Annotated in this window: 19 protein-coding genes; 12 read left to right on the top strand and 7 right to left on the bottom strand. The window is 54.6% G+C overall.

The window, feature by feature from the left end; all coding sequences use genetic code 11:
• Positions 1-27: 27 nt before the first annotated feature.
• Positions 28-447: a DUF1090 family protein gene (locus tag ACNY69_RS19320; RefSeq protein WP_418799632.1), complete on the bottom strand. Its 420-nt coding sequence runs from the start codon at positions 445-447 to the stop codon at positions 28-30.
• Between the two features lie 368 nt (positions 448-815).
• Between ACNY69_RS19320 and ACNY69_RS19315 the strand changes: the two genes are divergently transcribed.
• From ACNY69_RS19315 to ACNY69_RS19305, 3 genes are all read left to right on the top strand, one after another.
• Positions 816-1052: a YgdI/YgdR family lipoprotein gene (locus tag ACNY69_RS19315; RefSeq protein WP_418799629.1), complete on the top strand. Its 237-nt coding sequence runs from the start codon at positions 816-818 to the stop codon at positions 1050-1052.
• Between the two features lie 62 nt (positions 1053-1114).
• Positions 1115-1657 (top strand): YfaZ family outer membrane protein, encoded by a 543-nt coding sequence (locus ACNY69_RS19310; RefSeq protein WP_418799626.1) that lies wholly within the window; start codon positions 1115-1117, stop codon positions 1655-1657.
• A 111-nt stretch (positions 1658-1768) separates the two neighbouring features.
• The gene (locus tag ACNY69_RS19305; protein WP_111138313.1) at positions 1769-2071 is read left to right on the top strand and encodes a hypothetical protein; all 303 of its coding nucleotides are present in this window, start codon (positions 1769-1771) and stop codon (positions 2069-2071) included.
• Between the two features lie 45 nt (positions 2072-2116).
• Here ACNY69_RS19305 and ACNY69_RS19300 read toward each other — a convergent pair whose 3' ends face one another.
• The gene (locus ACNY69_RS19300) at positions 2117-2305 is read right to left on the bottom strand and encodes a DUF2256 domain-containing protein (protein ID WP_111138314.1); all 189 of its coding nucleotides are present in this window, start codon (positions 2303-2305) and stop codon (positions 2117-2119) included.
• 1086 nt (positions 2306-3391) lie between these two features.
• On the opposite strand from ACNY69_RS19300, the gene ACNY69_RS19295 reads away from it, so the two are divergent.
• Complete coding sequence (locus ACNY69_RS19295) at positions 3392-3793, top strand: H-NS family histone-like protein (protein WP_111138315.1); 402 nt, start codon at positions 3392-3394, stop codon at positions 3791-3793.
• A 125-nt stretch (positions 3794-3918) separates the two neighbouring features.
• Here the strand turns inward: ACNY69_RS19295 and ACNY69_RS19290 are convergent, their stop codons facing one another.
• Entirely contained in the window at positions 3919-5481 is a 1563-nt protein-coding gene (locus tag ACNY69_RS19290) for a sensor domain-containing diguanylate cyclase (RefSeq protein ID WP_418799623.1), read from the bottom strand.
• Between the two features lie 273 nt (positions 5482-5754).
• Between ACNY69_RS19290 and ACNY69_RS19285 the strand changes: the two genes are divergently transcribed.
• Positions 5755-6165 (top strand): H-NS family histone-like protein, encoded by a 411-nt coding sequence (locus ACNY69_RS19285; protein WP_111138317.1) that lies wholly within the window; start codon positions 5755-5757, stop codon positions 6163-6165.
• 114 nt (positions 6166-6279) lie between these two features.
• Here the strand turns inward: ACNY69_RS19285 and ahr are convergent, their stop codons facing one another.
• The 3 genes from ahr to ACNY69_RS19270 all read right to left on the bottom strand — a co-directional run bounded on the left by ahr (position 6280) and on the right by ACNY69_RS19270 (position 10174).
• Positions 6280-7296 carry an NADPH-dependent aldehyde reductase Ahr gene (ahr, locus tag ACNY69_RS19280; protein ID WP_111138318.1) on the bottom strand — a complete coding sequence of 339 codons (1017 nt, stop codon included), beginning with the start codon at positions 7294-7296 and terminating at the stop codon, positions 6280-6282.
• Positions 7297-7401: 105 nt separating this feature from the next.
• A complete protein-coding gene (locus ACNY69_RS19275; protein WP_111138319.1) occupies positions 7402-9375 on the bottom strand; it encodes a methyl-accepting chemotaxis protein in 1974 nt (657 codons plus the stop codon).
• 502 nt (positions 9376-9877) lie between these two features.
• Positions 9878-10174 (bottom strand): hypothetical protein, encoded by a 297-nt coding sequence (locus ACNY69_RS19270; protein WP_111138320.1) that lies wholly within the window; start codon positions 10172-10174, stop codon positions 9878-9880.
• Between the two features lie 201 nt (positions 10175-10375).
• On the opposite strand from ACNY69_RS19270, the gene ACNY69_RS19265 reads away from it, so the two are divergent.
• Complete coding sequence (locus tag ACNY69_RS19265) at positions 10376-10552, top strand: con-10 family general stress protein (protein ID WP_111138321.1); 177 nt, start codon at positions 10376-10378, stop codon at positions 10550-10552.
• 54 nt (positions 10553-10606) lie between these two features.
• Here the strand turns inward: ACNY69_RS19265 and ACNY69_RS19260 are convergent, their stop codons facing one another.
• Positions 10607-11503: a LysR family transcriptional regulator gene (locus tag ACNY69_RS19260; protein WP_418799616.1), complete on the bottom strand. Its 897-nt coding sequence runs from the start codon at positions 11501-11503 to the stop codon at positions 10607-10609.
• Between the two features lie 199 nt (positions 11504-11702).
• Between ACNY69_RS19260 and ACNY69_RS19255 the strand changes: the two genes are divergently transcribed.
• From ACNY69_RS19255 to ACNY69_RS19230, 6 genes are all read left to right on the top strand, one after another.
• Complete coding sequence (locus ACNY69_RS19255) at positions 11703-12827, top strand: MFS transporter (RefSeq protein WP_418799727.1); 1125 nt, start codon at positions 11703-11705, stop codon at positions 12825-12827.
• A 66-nt stretch (positions 12828-12893) separates the two neighbouring features.
• Complete coding sequence (locus ACNY69_RS19250; protein WP_418799613.1) at positions 12894-13919, top strand: alpha/beta hydrolase; 1026 nt, start codon at positions 12894-12896, stop codon at positions 13917-13919.
• Between the two features lie 171 nt (positions 13920-14090).
• On the top strand, positions 14091-14261 hold the full coding sequence (locus tag ACNY69_RS19245; protein WP_158527479.1) for a hypothetical protein: 171 nt from the start codon (positions 14091-14093) through the stop codon (positions 14259-14261).
• Between the two features lie 257 nt (positions 14262-14518).
• The gene (yajD, locus tag ACNY69_RS19240; RefSeq protein WP_111138324.1) at positions 14519-14866 is read left to right on the top strand and encodes an HNH nuclease YajD; all 348 of its coding nucleotides are present in this window, start codon (positions 14519-14521) and stop codon (positions 14864-14866) included.
• 192 nt (positions 14867-15058) lie between these two features.
• Complete coding sequence (locus ACNY69_RS19235) at positions 15059-15397, top strand: cupin domain-containing protein (RefSeq protein WP_111138325.1); 339 nt, start codon at positions 15059-15061, stop codon at positions 15395-15397.
• Between the two features lie 642 nt (positions 15398-16039).
• Positions 16040-18367, top strand: a complete 2328-nt coding sequence (locus ACNY69_RS19230; protein ID WP_418799609.1) for an FdhF/YdeP family oxidoreductase — start codon at positions 16040-16042, stop codon at positions 18365-18367.
• The last annotated feature ends 64 nt before the right edge of the window (positions 18368-18431 follow it).

Raw genomic sequence — 18431 nt, 5'->3', positions numbered from 1 at the left:
CTGCTTGAGCCTTAGAATATAACGAAATTAGTTCAGACGCCGTGCGTCAGCCTGCGCGTCCTGCAATTCCATTTTTGCGGATTCAAGTCTGCGTTTTTTCTCTTCAACCCTGCTGCTCTTCTTTCTGATTTTGTCGATACCTCCCTCTGCTTTTGCTTCTTTCAGCTCCAGCTGGGCCTCCTGAAGCTCAAGCTCCGCCTTTTTTACCTCTCTCACGCCCTGGCCGACATCGCGAGAAGCACGTCTTGCCTGGCGGTCGTCAGAACAGTATGTCTGTACTTTATCACGGGCAATGTTGAGTCGGGCAACGGCCGCACTATCCCCACGGCTTTTGGCCAGTTCCGTTTTCGTCGAAATATCGGCCAACTGAACCCGACAGGTATCTGTCGCCGCAAATCCTGCAAACGGCAATGAGGCAAGTGCCGCCAAAATGATTGTCTTTCTCATATGTTAAATCCCTTTTAAAACAGACCATTCAGTTTATCTGCCATCAATATATTTAATTAAAAAAAACCCACAAAGATTAACTGAAACATGACATTTCTATTTTATTTCACCCTTATTCCCACCTCTTGCTGAGAAAATAAAAAAACAATACGGAAAGGTATTGCCTCTTCATAGTACTGATATTTAAAAATGACCCGCATCTGCCCTTTCTGCGCTGTAATATCACTTTCTTTACTCGTCACCTGCGAAATTGATCCAGATCATGCTTTCCCGTATTAATAGCCGGAGAGGCGTATTGTTATCATAGCGTTTAACAATCAGAGCAAATAATGCCGCATCTTCTTAAAAAGTAATGACAGGTAAGTAAAATGACACCTTCAGATTCTGGCAAAAAAATCGCCTTCGCGATTGTGATGATGACGTCCGCGCTCACCCTCTCAGCCTGCTCCAGTGATTATGTGATCTCCACCAATGACGGGCATATGATTACCACCCACGGCAAGCCAGCCAGAGACAAAGAAACCGGCATGATCTCCTACCGTGACACGGATGGAAATACGCATCAGATGCAACAGCACGATGTTAAAGAGATCGTTCAAAAGTAATTCGTTTCAGACAGCGATCGGTTATGCCGTCCTGAAACCTTATCCTATGGAATAAATCAGCAATGAAAATGTCAATTATCAGCCTTGGCGTACTGCTGTGCGTCTCTTCCTCTGCAATGGCGATGGGCCTGACTGCAGAACAGGGCAAAAATTACTCTGTGCTTGATGCAGAAATGGGGCGTTCGTCCGGCGGGATTTACCTGGACAGCCAGTGGATCAAAAACACCTCGGATGGCGTGCAGATTGGGCAGGCGGGAACCGGCTATAACCTGGAGCTTGGTCCGCTGATGCTGACCGCTGGCGTAAAGGCCACTTACATCGGTGGTAAGAAAGGCGATGATGGCGTCGCCTTTCCTGTCGGGGGAGGCATAAAACTCTCGCTCCCTGCTGACTTTGCAATCTATGGCGAAGGCTACTCCGCTCCTGAAGGGCTGGCCAACAGCGTCAAAAACTTTGTGGAAGCGGATGGCGGGATCAGCTGGTCGCCGCTGGGACCGTTGGTGCTGAAAGCAGGCTATCGCTATGCGGGTGTGGATGGCAAAGACGGGCGTCCGGGCCATACCCTGATCGATGGCCCCTATATTGGTGGCGGCCTGACATTCTGACGCCGGATAACAATGCCACCTGATACCGCAAGGAAATCTGCCGTTACAGGGTCTGGTTTCCTTGCTCTTCTTCTCGTCTTATCTCAGACGGGGATTACTGAGAGGCAGATTATGAAAACGTTTATGCTGATGTTCTTTACTCTCTGTCTGACCGGCTGCGTGCAGTATAAATGGGTCAAACCCGATGCATCAGAGCAGCAAGAAACCGTGGCAGAAACGGCCTGTCAGGCTCAGGCGCTGCGCGACTTACCGCCAGATAATATTGTGAGCGGTAAATACACCTCAAAAGACAGTAAGTACAAAACCACAGACACGGACTACTCAACCAGCGATGCTAATGAGAGCCAGCGGGAAATTCTGGTCAAAGATTGTATGTTCAGAAAAGGCTGGCAGCAGATAGAGGTCCAGCAATAACATACGCGGGGTGGTCGGGGCGGGCTGCGCCCTGGCCCGCTCGATTCAGTGTCCGCTATCACGTCTGGCGGACACTGAATTCTCATCAGACGGTTGATTGCGCTGTCGCCGGCAACGTTCTGAACAGTACATCACCTCATCCCAGCACTTTTCCCATTTTTTCCGCCACGTCATCGGTTTTTTGCACGTTTTACAGTAGCGAACCGGTAACGACTTTTTATTGCCTTTAAACATGTCAGCCCCTCTGATAAAGCCTTTTGCTGCAGCTGTTGTAAGTATAGCCCATCGCCTTCTGCGATAAGCCAGAGGGTGAATATCACAAAGTCAGTTCGCGGCTTTCCTGAGGTCATTTCTGTTACTGCCAGATTCTGATCTTCTACCGCTTCTGACACACTCTGCGTCACGTTGTTTATCAGATGAATAAACGGCGACAGTAAATTAACCGCAAGCCCTGATAGATTGCCTGGATACCTGCGCCAATAATTCCTGGCCTTTGCGTCCGTCAGTGAGCCTCAGATTGTCCTGAATGACTATCGCGTGGTCGCCAGAGAGCCCGACACATAACACGCAGCGGATTTAGACAATAATCTGGCCTGATGGGGGGCAGCCATTAAATCTGCCGGATAAAACCGGCCACATTACCCTCATGCCTGTTCAGAAATCATTACGCACGTAAATAGTTTATTCAGAAACAACGCGGTTTATCGTCTGAGGGATGCGTGTCTGTCCATTTATTTTTTCCCCTCCTCTTCTCTGAGCACTAATCACTCACCAGCCCGGCGCAGCCAGAGCGGCCGGGCTGAATCGTTAATAATAAAATAATTGATTATCATAAGGTTACAGATAACCGTAATTAATGAGCGGACAATGAATTAATTTTTCGACGTTTTACCAGCGCCCCTCTCCTCTATTAGGCTCAGCGCCAGCGCATATCAGACTGAGCAGGTTACACCGGTCACGCCATTTAACCCGAAGAACTCAGCAGTTCGGGATTAGCGAAGCGACGGTGGCGAAAAATGCCCCGGAAGGGGGAACAATCCCTCACGGAACTCAATTATCAGGCGTATCAGTTGATGCGTCTTTTTGTCACTTTGAGCGATAATCGTAAAAAAAGAGTAACTTTACTTTTGTTTAAGGTGAAGACGTTAATTAGAGTTTAAACTCTCAGAGAAAGCGATTAATATGTCAGCGTTGAACTCCCGGTTCTGTATTATGATTATTCGAAGGCAAGCATTCTCAAAAAAGCAGGTCTGACGAAAAGCATCAGCGTGAACCCGCTCTTCTGTATTTTATTATCTGAACATGACTATGGTGACTTTGATGAGTGACACTCTCAACAGCTTGAATAATATCCGCACCCTTCGTGCCAATGCTCGCGAGCTTGACCTTGCTGCCCTGGAAGAAATGCTTGAAAAACTGTCAGTTGTCGTCAGTGAGCGGCGTGAAGAAGCGCAGGCTTCTGAAGCGGCTAACCGTGAAAAAGCAGAGAAACTGGCAAAATATCGTGAATTACTGCTGCAGGAAGGTATTGATCCAAACGAACTGTTAAACGGCATGCAGGCGGCACCCACAGAGAAGAAAAAGCGCGCGCCTCGCCCGGCTAAATATCAGTACACTGATGAAAATGGCGAAGTTAAACAGTGGACAGGCCAGGGCCGTACGCCTTCTGCTATTAAAACCGCGATTGATGCGGGTAAATCGCTGGACGATTTCCTCATCTGATACCGGCTGCCCGAATGACAACCGTCTGAGAGTACTCAGGCGGTTTGTTTAACATCTATTGTCTGATGAACTCCGCTGCCGTTTCCTCTTAATACCACCCTATCCCGTGAAAACCGGGCAATGGATTACTCCTGACGTTCTTCGCTTTTAACCTGATTACGCCCTGCCCGCTTAGCCCGATACAGCGCTTCGTCTGCCCGTTCTATCAGCGTTTTTTTCCATCCTTCTGGATCAGACATCAGATATACGGCGCAGCCTGCACTCAGCGTGACATGCTTTTGCGGTAATTCAGAGGCCCGATGTGGTATGGCGAGCTTACTGACAGACGCAGTGATGGATTCCGCGAGACTCACCGCCGCAGAGAGCGGCTGTTCCATCAGAATAATGGCGAACTCTTCGCCGCCATAACGGGCTGCAAGTTCATCTCTGCGACGGACCGCGTTTTTCATAACAGTGGCCACTTTTTTCAGGCAGTCGTCACCGGCGACATGACCATAGGTGTCGTTATAGCGTTTGAAGTAATCGATATCGAACAGGATTAACGACACCGGCTTTCCGCTGCGCGCTGCGCGCTCCAGGCTTTCGGCCAGCTTTTCATTGAAATGACGCCGGTTGGCAACTCCGGTCAGCCCGTCATTATGCGCCAGGTTTTCCAGTGTGCGATTAGCCGCGGTCAGTTCATCACGTAATCGGGTCAGCTCCAGCTGATAACGCAGCGTATGCCGGGCCTGACGCAGTACAAACGAACCCAGCAAAAGGATCACGCCCAGCAGCGCCGCATTCAGAATCAGATCCTGAACCCAGCTCTTCAGCCAGTGACTGAAAAGCGCATGTTTGTCATAGCCCGCGGCCACCACCAGCGGATAGCGCTGTGAGCGGACAAAACCGAAGATGCGCTGTTTGCCATCCAGCGCGGCCGTCCACTGGCCGCTACCCTTATCCGAGTTCGCCAGTATTCTGAGAAACAGCGGACTGACGGAGAGATTTTTACCGATGTAACTATCCGGCATCGGGCGGGCGTAAAGCACCGTGCTGTCGGCCAGCATCAGCACCAGAACATCCCCTTCGCTGAGCTCATAATAGCTGTAGAACCGACGGAAATAGTCCACTTTGATGGTGGCCAGTAAGACACCCCGGAAGCTGTTGAAAGCGTCGTTAACGCGGAGCGTAACCGGAATAACCAGCTCGTGCGTGGTGCGGCTGCGCAGCACCGGACCGACGTGCAGATTATTGCGCGGACTGGCACGATGATAATCGAAATATTCGCGATCGGAGTTATCAATCCCCGGCGGCACGCTGCTCATCGAGGTCGCAACCCATGCGCCTTTGGCATCATAGTAGAACAGACCGTGAAGCTGCGGCAGGCGGCTCTGTAACAGCCGCATCGTCTGACTGAGCGCCTCCCCATCCACACCGGTCGTGGCCATCTGCTTTTCCAGTTCGCGCTGGACTTCACGCAGCGCGATTTCGGTCTGCAAAAACGTATCATCCGCCTGACGTGCCTGTGATAACGACAGATTGACCGCCGCATCTTCCGCTTTATCAACGGTTTCATACCAGTCTTCGCGCAGCGTCCACAGATCCATTCCAACCACGGTTGCGGTAAGCAATATTCCCGAGAGCATAATGCTTCTCAGCAGCGGCGAGATTTCAGGTGTCGGGCCATCATTTTTTCGGCGAAAATTCATGCCAGTCCTTAATAAACCTTTTGCACGATTTAATCACAGTTAACCAGAAGCAAAAATGCCCCGTCTTTAATCACGCCACCATCGCGCTGATTTACATTTATCCAGCAGATTTCGCTTAAATCCTATACCTGACCGGCTAAATCAGCATCTCTGATAAAAATTTAGTAGCGAATAAAGCTACACTGACGCTTCAATTTCCAGGCAGGGTAATGTTACCCTTGCCCGCTGAACAATTAGCACTTAATTGATTAACTTGAGTATTTGAGGAATTTTATGAGTAAGAACCTGAACAGCCTGAACAATATCCGCACTCTTCGTGCCGGGGCGCGCAATATTGAGCTGGCTGTGCTGGAAGAATTACACCAGAAATTTGAGACCGTGGTAAATGAACGCCGTGAAGAAGAAAGTGCGCGGGCAGCAGAAGCGCGTGAAAAAGCGGAAAAACTGGCGTTTTACCAGGAGCTGTTAATGGAAGAGGGGATTAATCCTGCCGAACTCATCATTAGCCTCTCTCCAGCCGACACCGGCAAAAAGAAACGCGCAAAGCGTCCGGCAAAATATCGCTACAGCGATGCAAATGGTCAGGAATGTTACTGGACAGGTCAGGGACGCACCCCCTCTGTGATTAAAGCTGCTATTGATAATGGCGGCTCACTGGATGATTTCCTGATCCCGGCGCAATAATTTTCGGCCGGCGGGTAGCCTGCTGTATCAGCGTGCAGCTGCACGCACAAGCCGGACAGGCAAATGGCTAACAAATGCAAAAAAAATGCCGCAGTACGCTGCGGCATTTTAAAATCAGAAATCGGCTTTCAGTACCACACGGTAATTCGCTTTACCGGCACGAACATGATCCAGCGCTTTATTGATGTCTGACATCGGGAAGAACTCAACCTGCGGCGCAATATCCGCACGCGAAGCGAGTTTCAGCAGCGAGCGCAGCTGGCCCGGTGAGCCGGTTGACGAACCGGTGACGGCTTTGTCGCCCATGATCAGCTCAAACGCACTGACTTCAATCGGCTTCAGCACTGCACCCACGGTATGGAACCTGCCGTGCGGCGCCAGCGCCGCGAAATAAGGTTTCCAGTCCAGATTGACGGCAACGGTGCTCAGGATCAGGTCAAAACGGCCCGCCTGCTGCTTCAGGGCTTCAGGATCGCGGCTGTTAACCACCTCATCCGCCCCCATATCCAGAATCGACTGCTTCTTATCCGGCGTGGAGCTGAATGCAACCACTTCCGCGCCCATCGCGTGCAGAATTTTGATCGCGATATGGCCCAGGCCACCGATACCAATTACGCCGACGCGGCTGGAAACAGAGATGTTACTCATCAGCAGCGGTTTGAAGACGGTGATCCCGCCGCACAGCAGCGGACCCGCCGTTTCGGCATCCAGTTTTTCAGGCAGCGGGATCACCCACTGCCAGTCTGCGCGCAGCTTCTCGGCAAATCCGCCTTTGTTCATGATGGTAGGCGTGCTGCCCTGATGGCAGTTAACGTGCTCGCCATTGATACAGGCATCGCAGTGCTGACAGCTTTTCGCCGTCCAGCCAATCCCTACACGCTGACCAACAGAGAGACCTTTGTTTTTAGCCGCAGCGCCCAGCGCAGAAACGCGGCCAATCACTTCATGTCCTGCAATCACCGGGAACTGCGAGATGCCCCACTCATTGTCGATCATCGACAAATCCGAGTGGCAGACACCACAGTACTCGACCTGGACTTCAACTTCTTCGGCTGCCAGTTCAGCGGCATCGTATTCGTAGAGTTCAAGGGCCTGGCCAGCCTGCATGGCTGCATAACTTTTGATTTTCATTCTTACCTCTGCGTGGTTAATCACCGACAAGTGTAACAACCTGGCGGCGGCTTTGCCTGGCCGTTACGCTTATACCGCATTTTATTGTCACTTTGTTGAGATAAATCAGGCCTTAACCTGCGCGCCGGAAAGCGTTTGTAACACTTTAAGCTGCGCGACCGCCTCCTGCATCGCGTCCATTCCCTGCGTCAGTTCACGCAGACTGCCGAGATGTCTGGCAATATCGGCGCGCTCATGCCGGGTCTGCTGATTCATGGCGGCCAGCGTATCGGCCGCGCTGATGCTGCGCTCTGCCATCTGCGCGGCAGTCTGCGCAGAGTCGCTGGCGACCAGACGGATACGCGAGATAGTGGAAACCGCTTCGCCGATGTTACTGGCTGTGGCTTCGGCCTGCTCTTTTGAAGAGTGCGCCAGACGACGCACTTCGCCCGCGACCACCGCAAATCCCCGGCCCGCTTCCCCGGCGCGGGCCGCTTCCACGGCAGCGTTCAGCGCCAGAATATTTGTCTGGAAAGCAATATTGCTGATGCCGTGCGTAATCTCGTTAATGCCGTGGGAGATTTTTTCCAGGTCGTCCAGCCCGTTATCCAGCCGCCCCTGTGCCTGCTGACTCTCTGTGGCAATATGACTGATGTTACGGATGCTGCTTTCCGCGAGGCTCAGCGTTTCGCCCTGGCTCTGGGTCGCCGTTTCCAGCACCGGCAGGGCCTCCATCAGCGGCGTCAGTGCCTGCTGATAATTGATGACCCGATCCAGCACCCGCGTCTGAACACTGTTCAGGGCTTCCCAGCGACGTAACGCCCGCTGGGCGTAGTGCGCGGCATAACCGGCATACTCGACCGGAAACTGACGCATCGCTTTGACATCATGGTTGAAGAACACCAGCGCAGAGAGCGTCTGATTAATAGGCACGCCCAGGATTTCGCCAAAACTGGAAAAACCGGCGGCGGCGATCCCCTTGAAGAAATGGGCATTATGCAGCTGTTCAGCGTTACCGACACGACGCAGGATACAGTCGTTCATCAGAATAGCGGCCGGTTTGCCATGCTGAGCGGTAAACGCCTGCCACTCCTGTTGCGTTGCCTGGCGGAAATCCTTCTCCTGCATCAGGTAAAGCCTGTCGCCAAACTCCAGATCGCAGAAGAAGGTTACGCCGCCCGGCTCAATTCTGGCGATCGAGCGAATAAAAAATTCGCCGCCAACTTTCACGCCAAAGGTTAATCCCTTCAGCCGGTCGGTCAGTTGCGCTTCGGAGCAGCTGAGATAGTCACACAGCGTTGCAATAAACGGCTGCTGTTGCCCCTGGCTGTTAAATACCGACGTGACGCTGCGCGCAATCGGATCGGCCTCGGCAATCAGCCAGCTCTGGTCGCGTGGCGTAAAGTTCTGGCTTTTGAAAGGCGCAAAGGATTTTCCGGCGGCCATCTGGCAGAAGATAATCACGGCTTTGCCCTGTAACACCCGGCCACCGGCTCCGATCCAGGTACCCTCAAACGTCACTTTTCCGCCCGCTGAACCCCCAATCGCCAGGCAGGGAAAGCGTCCGCTGTTGTACCAGGCCTGCATCAGAAAGCCTTCTGAGGCTGACAGCCCATCGCAGTAAATCATCGCGAACGTGTGCTCGGCCGAGAGCGGCATACGAACCTGCAGTCGCATCAGCTCCTGCTGAATGGCTGTGATGCGCTGAGTGGCGGTCTGCGTGTCGCTGACGTGCAGATCGACGATATGTGTCTCATGACGGGCAATCAGGCTGTCCGGCAGCCAGAGGTAGCTTCCCTCCGGGCCATGACCGTCACAGTAGGTGCTCTGCGCCCGGCTGCTGCTCAGCGCCCCGTTGGAGGAGAGCGTCAGCACCGTCAGGCTGGAAGAATTGAAGCGCTGCCACGCCTGACTGACCCGCTGAAAATCTGCCTCAGGCGGCACAAAGGTCATCAGGATCCCGCCGGCGCGTGAGCTTAATCCAATCGCGCTCAGTGAATCCGGCAATGCACGACAATCCCAGGTGCCATTGGCTGGCTGACTGCTCCGCCGGAGACGGGAAACAGGCAGGCATCTTTTGATCGTCTTCAGGATCGACATAGTAATATTTTCGCTTCTTATTTGAGTAATCTGCGCCTGAGTCAGCGCTTTCTGGTGTGTGTAAAGGGAGGGCTAAAGGCAGGTCCGTTCGCATTCAGAACTCGGCGCTGAAGGTCGGGTTCATCAATGATCAACGTGTTCAGCGCCAATGGGTTATCGCCAGCAGTGAGAAAACCTTTAGCGATTGCTGCAATCAGTTTAATCTCTGAAGTTGTTGCATTTTTGTAGCAGAAGATAGGCTTATACATCGATTGCGCAGAGGATATCCAGCGGTTCAGGTCACACTTTTTTACAGCTTGCGAGACTGTCGATAATTGAAGCGTTCGAAAGGACAGAATCAGAGGGGAAGTCGGTGGCCTGAGCGTGCCCGAAGGGGGTGACGACCGCGTCAAAAGCGGGACGACTCCCGCTTACGGCGATCTATCCTGCGGCAGACAAGGGAGCCGGACGCATCAGAATGGCGTTTACATCGCATCCGTGCGTCCAGGCGATACAGGCGGAATTACTCTCCCTGCTGCTCGTGAAAGTGCTGTTCGCAACGCTCGCGCGCTTCGGCAGGCAGATCGCGCAGGTCCGGCAGCGTATCACCGGAACCATAGCCCATCGATCCGGTGGCTTCCTGCTGCTCATCCTGCGCGGCGAAGGTGAGCGTCTCCTCCAGTGGTTGCCAGTCACTGCCCTGCTGCCGGTAGATCACAGCATGCGTGGGCGTTTGTGCATCCTCACCGTAGATTTCATATTTCTGTTTCTGGTCGTCAGAACCCAGCTCTAATGTGTCGATTAAGGTCGCGTCAGCCATAGCGTTCTCCTTTTTCTTCAGGCCTTTAAGCGTAGTTTATTCATCGCTCCTCTGCTGCACATAAACCAGGGCGACTGATAAACCGCCGCCTTATCAACGATGTCGTGCCACGAATTGGCATAACCGAAGCGGAAGGCTATGCTTGCTGCTGTGACTAGCTAGTCCTTTTTATCTAACGGAACATTGATATGAGGTCTTCCTATGACACAACAGAAGTACAGAGGTGGTGCCGGCAATTTTGCCAACGATCCGGAACGTGCGAGTGAAGCTGGCAGTGCAGGAGGCAAAGTCAGTGGGGGCAATTTCAAAAATGATCATGAAAAAGCCAGGGAAGCCGGCCGGAAAGGAGGCAAGGTCAGTCGACGCCCTTCTAAGTAATTCTGAATAAAGCGCTTTAGGACGTTTTACGCCATGGAGTGGCATCTCGCGCCTTCACTCTTCCTCTTTAAGCCGCAGTGCCTCCCTGACCAGCGCAAAGGCCGGTGAATGCTGTTTGCGACTGGGATAATAGAGGTAATAGCCGGAGAAGGGCTGACACCAGCGCTCCAGCACCCGGACCAGCTTGCCCTTCTCCAGCCCGTCAGCAAACTCCTGTTCCGGCAGGAAAGCGATCCCCTGTCCGGCAAGCGCCGCTTCGGCGATGTGGGCCGATGTATTAAACGTCAGCTGCCCATCCACCCGCACATTCAGCGGGCCCTCTTCACCGTCAAACTCCCAGACGTAGAGTCCCCCGGCCGATGCCTGCCGCATATTGATGCAGTTGTGCTGCAGCAGATCATGCGGCACCCGGGGGGCAGGATGACGACGAAAGTAGTCGGGCGTGGCCACAGCGGCCATCCGTAACGGCGGGCTGATCGGCATCGCGACCATATCTTTATCGATGGTGTCGCCCATTCTGACGCCCGCATCAAACCGATCGGCCACGATATTGCGAAAGCCGTGACTGGCGTCGAATTCGAGCCGGATATCAGGGTAGGCCGCCAGCAGTGGCGTCAGTTTCGGCAGCAGCAGCGTGCTCAGAATATGGGGGCCGCAGGTGATGCGGACCGTTCCGGCGGGCTTGTCGCGCAAGGCGGTCAGCATATCCAGCTCCGCTTCGATCTCATCGAACCGGTTACCGATAGCCTCAAGCAACCGCTCACCCGCCGCGGTAGGTGAAACGTTGCGGGTCGTGCGGGTCAGCAGGCGGATCGCCATCCGGTTTTCCAGTGCCGTAATCGTCTGGCTCAACGCGGGCTGGGTGACACCCAGCAGCGCCGCTGCGCGGGTAAAGCTGCCCTCTCGCGCCACGGTAACAAACGCCTGCAGATCGTTCATATTGCGCTTCATGCTGCCCACTCTCTCTGCGATTAATAAGCTCTGGTTATAACCTCATTAAGGTTTCATTAGCTAGTCAATATAAAGCGAAACAGTAAGATTGCCTGCATTCATTACGGCAACCACTGAAACAGGACAACTCATGACGTCTGACGGCACCTTCAGCGCCTCCCCTCAACAGCAAGCAGCGCACTGGAGCGGCGTCTGGGCGATGACACTCTGTGTCTTCACGCTGATCGCCACGGAGTTTATGCCGGTCAGCCTGCTGTCGCCCCTGTCGCAGGATCTGCGGATCAGCGAAGGCCTGGCCGGACAGGGCATTGCGATCTCTGGCGCGCTGGCGGTGATCACCAGCCTCTCCATTACCCGGCTCGCCGGTCATCTCGATCGCAGAATCCTGTTGCTGGCGCTGACGCTGTTACTGGCCCTGTCCGGCCTGATTGTGGCACTGGCATCCGATTATCTGACCTATATGGCTGGCCGGGCGTTAACAGGCGTGGTGATCGGCGGATTCTGGTCGATGTCAGCTGCGGTGGCTATCCGGCTGGTGCCAGCTGAGCAGGTGTCTCGCGCGCTGGCCATATTCAACGGCGGCAATGCGCTGGCGACGGTCATCGCGGCTCCGCTGAGCAGCTATCTTGGCGCGGTTATCGGCTGGCGCGGGGCTGTTTTCAGCCTGATGCCGGTGGCGCTGATCGCGCTGCTCTGGCAGGCAGTGGCGCTGCCGTCGATGCCGGTTGACCGGGCACAGCCGCGCAGCAGAAGCCCTCTGCAGCAGCTGCGCTCGCCGCAAGTCATATCCGGGCTGACCGCCTGCGGCCTGCTGTTTATGGGTCAGTTCACCCTGTTTACCTATCTCCGCCCGTTTCTGGAAACCGTTACGCAGGTTGAGGTATCGACGCTGTCGCTGGTATTGCTGACTTTGGGCGTGGCCGGATTTGCCGGAACCGTGATCGTCGGGAGCGTTTTACAGCGTGGGTTCTATCTCACCCTGACGATGATCCCGCTGGTGATGGCGGGCGTGGCGATGCTGCTGATCCTGTCGGGCCATCATCTGTGGCAGGTGACGCCGCTGCTCGCGATCTGGGGGCTGGTGGCCACCGCCGCGCCTGCCGGATGGTGGGCCTGGGTCGCCCGCGCTTTTCCGGACAACGCGGAGGCCGGCGGCGGGCTGATGGTTGCTATCGTCCAGCTGTCGATCGCCGCAGGGTCAATGCTGGGAGGACTCGCCTTTGACCATGCGGGCTGGCAAATCACCTTTGTCCTCAGCGCCACACTGCTGATTGCAGCCGCCGGAATGGTGACGATCACCGCCCGCCAGGCCCGCAGGATCTGATAACCGGATTGCTGTTTAACCGGGCACACCGTTGCCCCCCTGTCGTTAACCTCTGAGGATCGTGTTATGAGAGCATTAACCCTGCTGTTTGGCCTGTTGATCAGTGCTTTTGGGGCCAGCGCGGCCGATATGTCGCGCGGAGCCGATAACTTTTATCAAAGCGATAAGGTGACACGCGAAAAAGTCAGCTTTAAAAATCAGTATCAGATGGGTGTGACCGGCACGCTGTTCCGGCCAAAAACGGCCAGTCAGACCGCGCGCCTTCCGGCTATTGTGGTAGGCCATCCGATGGGGGCCGTGAAAGAGCAGAGTGCCAGCCTCTACGCGCAGAAGATGGCCGAACAGGGCTTTGTTACCCTGGCCATCGACCTCTCATTCTGGGGCGAAAGTGACGGTCAGCCGCGCAACGCGGTCTCGCCGGATATCTACGCCGAAGACTTCAGTGCCGCTGTGGATTATCTGGGCACCCGCGATTTTGTCGATCGCAACCGGATTGGTGTGCTGGGGATCTGCGGCAGTGGCAGTTTCGTCATCAGCGCCGCAAAAATTGATCCGCGCATGAAGGCGATTGCAACCGTCAGCATGTATGACATGGGCGCGGCTAATCGCCATGCGCTGAATAAAAGCCAGACGCTGGCGCAGCGCAAACAGATCCTTGCGGCGGCGGCAGAGCAGCGTTACGCAGAGTTTACCGGCGGTAAAACGGCGTACACCGGCGGCACGCCGCATAAAATCAATGCGGCGTCCTCACCCGTCGAAAAAGAGTTTTATGACTTTTACCGCACGCCGCGTGGGGAGTTCACGCCGAAAGGCAGTTCCGCTGCGCTGACCACGCATCCGACGCTTACCAGCAACGTGAAGTTCATGAACTTCTATCCGTTCGATGACATCGACACCCTCTCTCCGCGACCAGTGCTCTTTATTACCGGTGATCAGGCGCATTCACGCGAGTTCAGCGAAGAGGCCTATCAGCGTGCGGCAGAGCCCAAAGAGTTATACATCGTGCCTGATGCGGGCCATGTCGACCTCTATGATCGCACTGACCTGATCCCGTTCGACAAACTGACCCGCTTCTTTAAACAACATCTGTAGTGCTGCCCTCTTCTTCACGCCCGCCTGCGGTTATCTGCGGGCGGGCATTACCGCTGACAGCATCGCCCCGCTCCCATTCAGCGATGCCAGACTGAAGGAAACTTCCCGTACCGGGCACGCAAAACTGGGATCCCTGACTATCCTGAAAGAAAGGATGACTATCAGGAGAGAATGATGAAATTTTTCTACTTCGTTTCGCTTATCGCCTCTGCGCTCTATTTGCTGGTGTTTCTGCCCAAACTTCGCACCCGGCGCGAACCTATTGCCTACTGGGGCTGCTGGACTTATCTGGGGGCTAACGCCATCTTCTGGGCGGTTTATGGCGTTCTGAATTACATTTAGGGCAGGATGACCGGCAAAGCGGGAAAACTCGCCCGTATCAGCGCTATCGTGATGATAAATCAGGTCCGGAAATCTGGAATTTAACGTTATCCGGCCCCTGCCCTGACGACATCCGCTCTCTGCGCCACGGAAGGTGAATAGCGGCCGCTAAAATCTTTCCGGTTGCCGCACGGCAGCAGAAGTTCTCCCCGGGCGGTCTTGTGCGATATAGTGGCAGCACTATCGTGAACATCTCTGGATAACAGGTAACATCGGCAATGGCTCTGATCCCAAAAAACTATTCGCGGCTGGAAAGTGGCTACCGTGAGAAAGCCCTTAAAATCTATCCGTGGGTCTGTGGACGCTGCTCACGCGAGTTCGTCTACTCTAATCTGCGTGAACTGACGGTACATCACATCGATCACGACCATACGAACAACCCGGAAGATGGCAGTAACTGGGAGTTACTCTGTCTTTATTGTCATGACCACGAGCACTCGAAGTACACCGAGGCCGATCAGTATGGTACCCGCGTGGTGGCTGGCGAAGATGCTCAGAAAGATGTGGGTGAGGCGACCTACAACCCGTTCGCCGACCTGAAGTCGATGCTGAACAGCAAGAAGTAAGATCCGCTCCTGCTGCCTGTCAGACGCGTCAGTCTGGTCTGACAGGAACATTTCCGTCCTGAACATGCGATCCCGCACTTCTCCCGGGGCGGTGTCGCTGTTCCATAAAATTTGTGCGGTCTGCGCACCTGACAGGATGAACAGTCAGGAGATAACAGACTCACTATTCGAAAGTAAACGAGGAGCAGAAGGATGATCGCTAAAGAGAACGCAGAGCACTATAACTGGGGCGACGGTTGCGATGGCTGGTACCTGATGAACCGTCCGGATATGTTAATTATTCACGAGAGAATGCCGCCCGGCACCTGTGAGCAAAGACATTTTCATGCTTCATCCAGGCAGTTCTTTTTTGTCCTTCAGGGTGTGCTGACAATGGAACTGGACGGCACCCTCCACGATATCGCTGCGCAGCAGGGTATCGAGATCCCGCCACAGTCGAAGCACCAGGCCCGCAATAACCGCGATGAACCGGTAGAGTTTATGGTGATCTCCCATCCTACTACGCGGGGAGATCGCACCGATGTTCCCTGACAGGTGAGCCGGACAACGGCTCAGGCCATGACGGCAGCATCCGCCCCGCCTTCTGCCTGTTCAGGCCGGTTTATCAGTAACGCTTGACCCGGCGGTCAGCGCCACCGGGTCTGGCCGATCGGCCAGAGCGTTATTTGCCTCCCTGACGCGGATAACAATAAACCGAAGCCGGGTATGTCATCTGCAGTTAAATAATGCACTGAACAGAACGTGCGGTAATAACCCGCCGTTATTTACCCATAAACTTCTGCACTATCCTGCCTTCGTTACGCTAATAACGCTTTCCGGGCCGCCGATTTACGCCGATGCGCACATAACAGAAGCCTGGCAGAAAGGCATTTCCGTACCATAAATAAGTGGTTCCCGGAATGACTCTTTTAAAACAGGCAATTAGCTTTAATCCGCCTGTTGCTTAGCATAATCCTTCACCACGTCTTGAACAATTTCCGGCAGGCCGTTCCGGTTATTTCCCCGTTAATCCCGTAAGCGATTTTTCTTATTTCGTGCGTCTGTTATGCCAGCAGCGGTCTATCGAAACATTTTGAGAAAGATTTTCGGTAAATAATAGCCGGAACCCACGTCGCTATGCGCTTTTCTGTACCAGAATTAACCCATAACAAAATAGAGACAATGTGGAGCATTATGAAAGAGCAAAATCGCACAAAGGGCATCGCACCCTATAGCGGAGCGGCTGGCGGCTGGGGGGCTTTAAAGGCCGTTGCAGACGCGATCCGCGGCCAGATGGCGGTAAAACAGGATGTGATCGCCCTTTTCAAAGTCAATCAGCCACAGGGTTTTGACTGCCCTGGCTGCGCCTGGCCCGATCCGCAGCACGCGTCCTCTTTTGAGTTCTGTGAAAATGGTGCAAAAGCTGTTTCATGGGAAGCCACCAGCAAACGTACCACACCAGAGTTTTTTGCCGCACACAAGGTAAGCGAGTTGTGGGAGCGCAGTGCCCTGCATCTGGAGGGAGAAGGCCGCCTGACCCATCCGATGAAATATGATGCCGCAACCGACACCTATCAGCCCATCGAATGGGAGACGGCCTTCCGCGAAATCGGTGAGCATCTGCGCAGCTATGATGACCCGGATAGTGTGGAGTTCTACACCTCGGGCCGCGCCTCCAATGAAGCGGCGTTTCTGTGGCAGCTCTTCGCCCGCGAGTATGGCACCAACAATTTCCCCGACTGTTCGAACATGTGCCATGAGCCGACCAGCGTCGGACTGCCGGAGTCGATTGGCGTCGGAAAGGGTACGGTCGAACTGGAAGATTTCGATCACTGCGATCTGGTGCTCTGCATCGGCCACAACCCCGGCACCAACCATCCGCGCATGCTGGGCACGCTGCGGGAAGTCTCTAAACGCGGGGCGACGATCGTCGCAATTAATCCGCTGCGGGAACGCGGCCTGGAGCGATTCACCTCGCCGCAGAGCCCGATCGAGATGCTCTCCATGAGTTCGACCGAGCTGGCTTCGACCTACTACAAAGTACGGGTTGGCGGTGATGCGGCGATGCTGAAAGGAGTGATGAAGATCCTGATTAGCATGCATGAAGAGGCGCTGAGCACGGGCAAACCCGGCGTGATCGATGAAGCGTTTATTCGTGAACACACAGAAGGCTTTGAGACGCTGAAAGCGGACCTGGAGAGCACCGACTGGGCGCATATCCTGAAAGTCTCCGGCATGGCGCGTGAAGAGATCCAGCATATCGCCCGTCTTTACGCCAGCGCCGAACGCACCATCATCTGTTACGGCATGGGGATCACCCAGCATCAGTATGGCACCCAGAACGTTCAGCAAATCGCGAACCTGCTTCTGATGCGCGGCAATATCGGTAAGCCCGGTGCGGGCATCTGTCCGTTACGCGGTCACTCTAACGTGCAGGGCGACCGCACGGTAGGTATCACCGAGATCCCGCCGCAATCGCTGCTGGATAACCTGGAGAAAGTGTTTGGTTTTCGTCCGCCACAGAAGCATGGTCATGGCGCGATTGAGGCGATTAAGGCAATGCGCGATGGCAAAGCGAAAGCCCTGCTCTGCCTCGGCGGCAACCTGGCGGAGGCGATTTCCGATCCTCAGGTGACCTTCCCGGCAATGCGCAACCTCGATCTGGTCGTGCATATGGCAACCAAGCTGAACCGTTCACATCTGCTACTGGGTAAGCACAACTATCTGCTGCCGGTGCTGGGCCGTACTGAAACCGATATGCAGGCAACCGGCGCACAGAGCGTGACGGTGGAAGATTCAATGTCGATGGTGCATGCCTCGCGCGGCTCACTGGATCCGGCGTCGCCGCATCTGAAATCTGAACCGGCGCTGGTCGCTTCGCTGGCCAAAGCAACACTGCCAGACAGCGTGGTGGACTGGTCAGCCATGGTTGCCGACTACAGCCGCATCCGTGACGCCATCGAGGCGGTTTTCCCGGCGTTTGAAAACTTTAACCAGCGTATCAGACATCCCGGCGGCTTCCGGCTCTACAACGCGGCGTCAGAGCGCGTCTGGCTGACCCCTTCTGGCCGTGCGCAGTTTAAGGTGATGCAGGGCATCAATGAAGATCCCCGCTCGCTCAAGTGCCATGATCTGGTGCTGACCACGCTGCGCAGTCATGACCAGTACAACACCACCCTCTACGGGCTTAATGACCGCTATCGTGGCGTGACGGGCCGTCGCGATGTGCTGTTTATCAACGGCGAAGAGGCGGAAAGACGGCAGGTGCGGAGCGGTGACCGTGTTGATCTGGTGGCGCTGGATCCGGCGGGTAATCCCACGTCGCGCCAGATGAAGAACCTGACCATCGTGATTATCGATATGGCACCAGGTTCAGTTGGCGCTTACTACCCGGAAGCCAACGTGATGGTTCCGCTCGACAGTCACGATACCAAAAGCGGCATTCCGGCGTACAAGAGCATCCCCATCGCCATGACGCGTGTCACTGACGAAACCGAAACCACCTCGGGCATGTTACGTTAACCTCCTGTTCTGTCAGCGTGACCGGACGCCTGGTCACGCTGTTTTCCTCAGCTTCTCCCCTCTT

The organism is Pantoea graminicola (genome assembly GCF_048452665.1).
Classification (GTDB): domain Bacteria; phylum Pseudomonadota; class Gammaproteobacteria; order Enterobacterales; family Enterobacteriaceae; genus Pantoea.
Note: the sequence above shows the minus strand (reverse complement) of the source record. Positions and strands in the feature narration are given on the sequence as shown.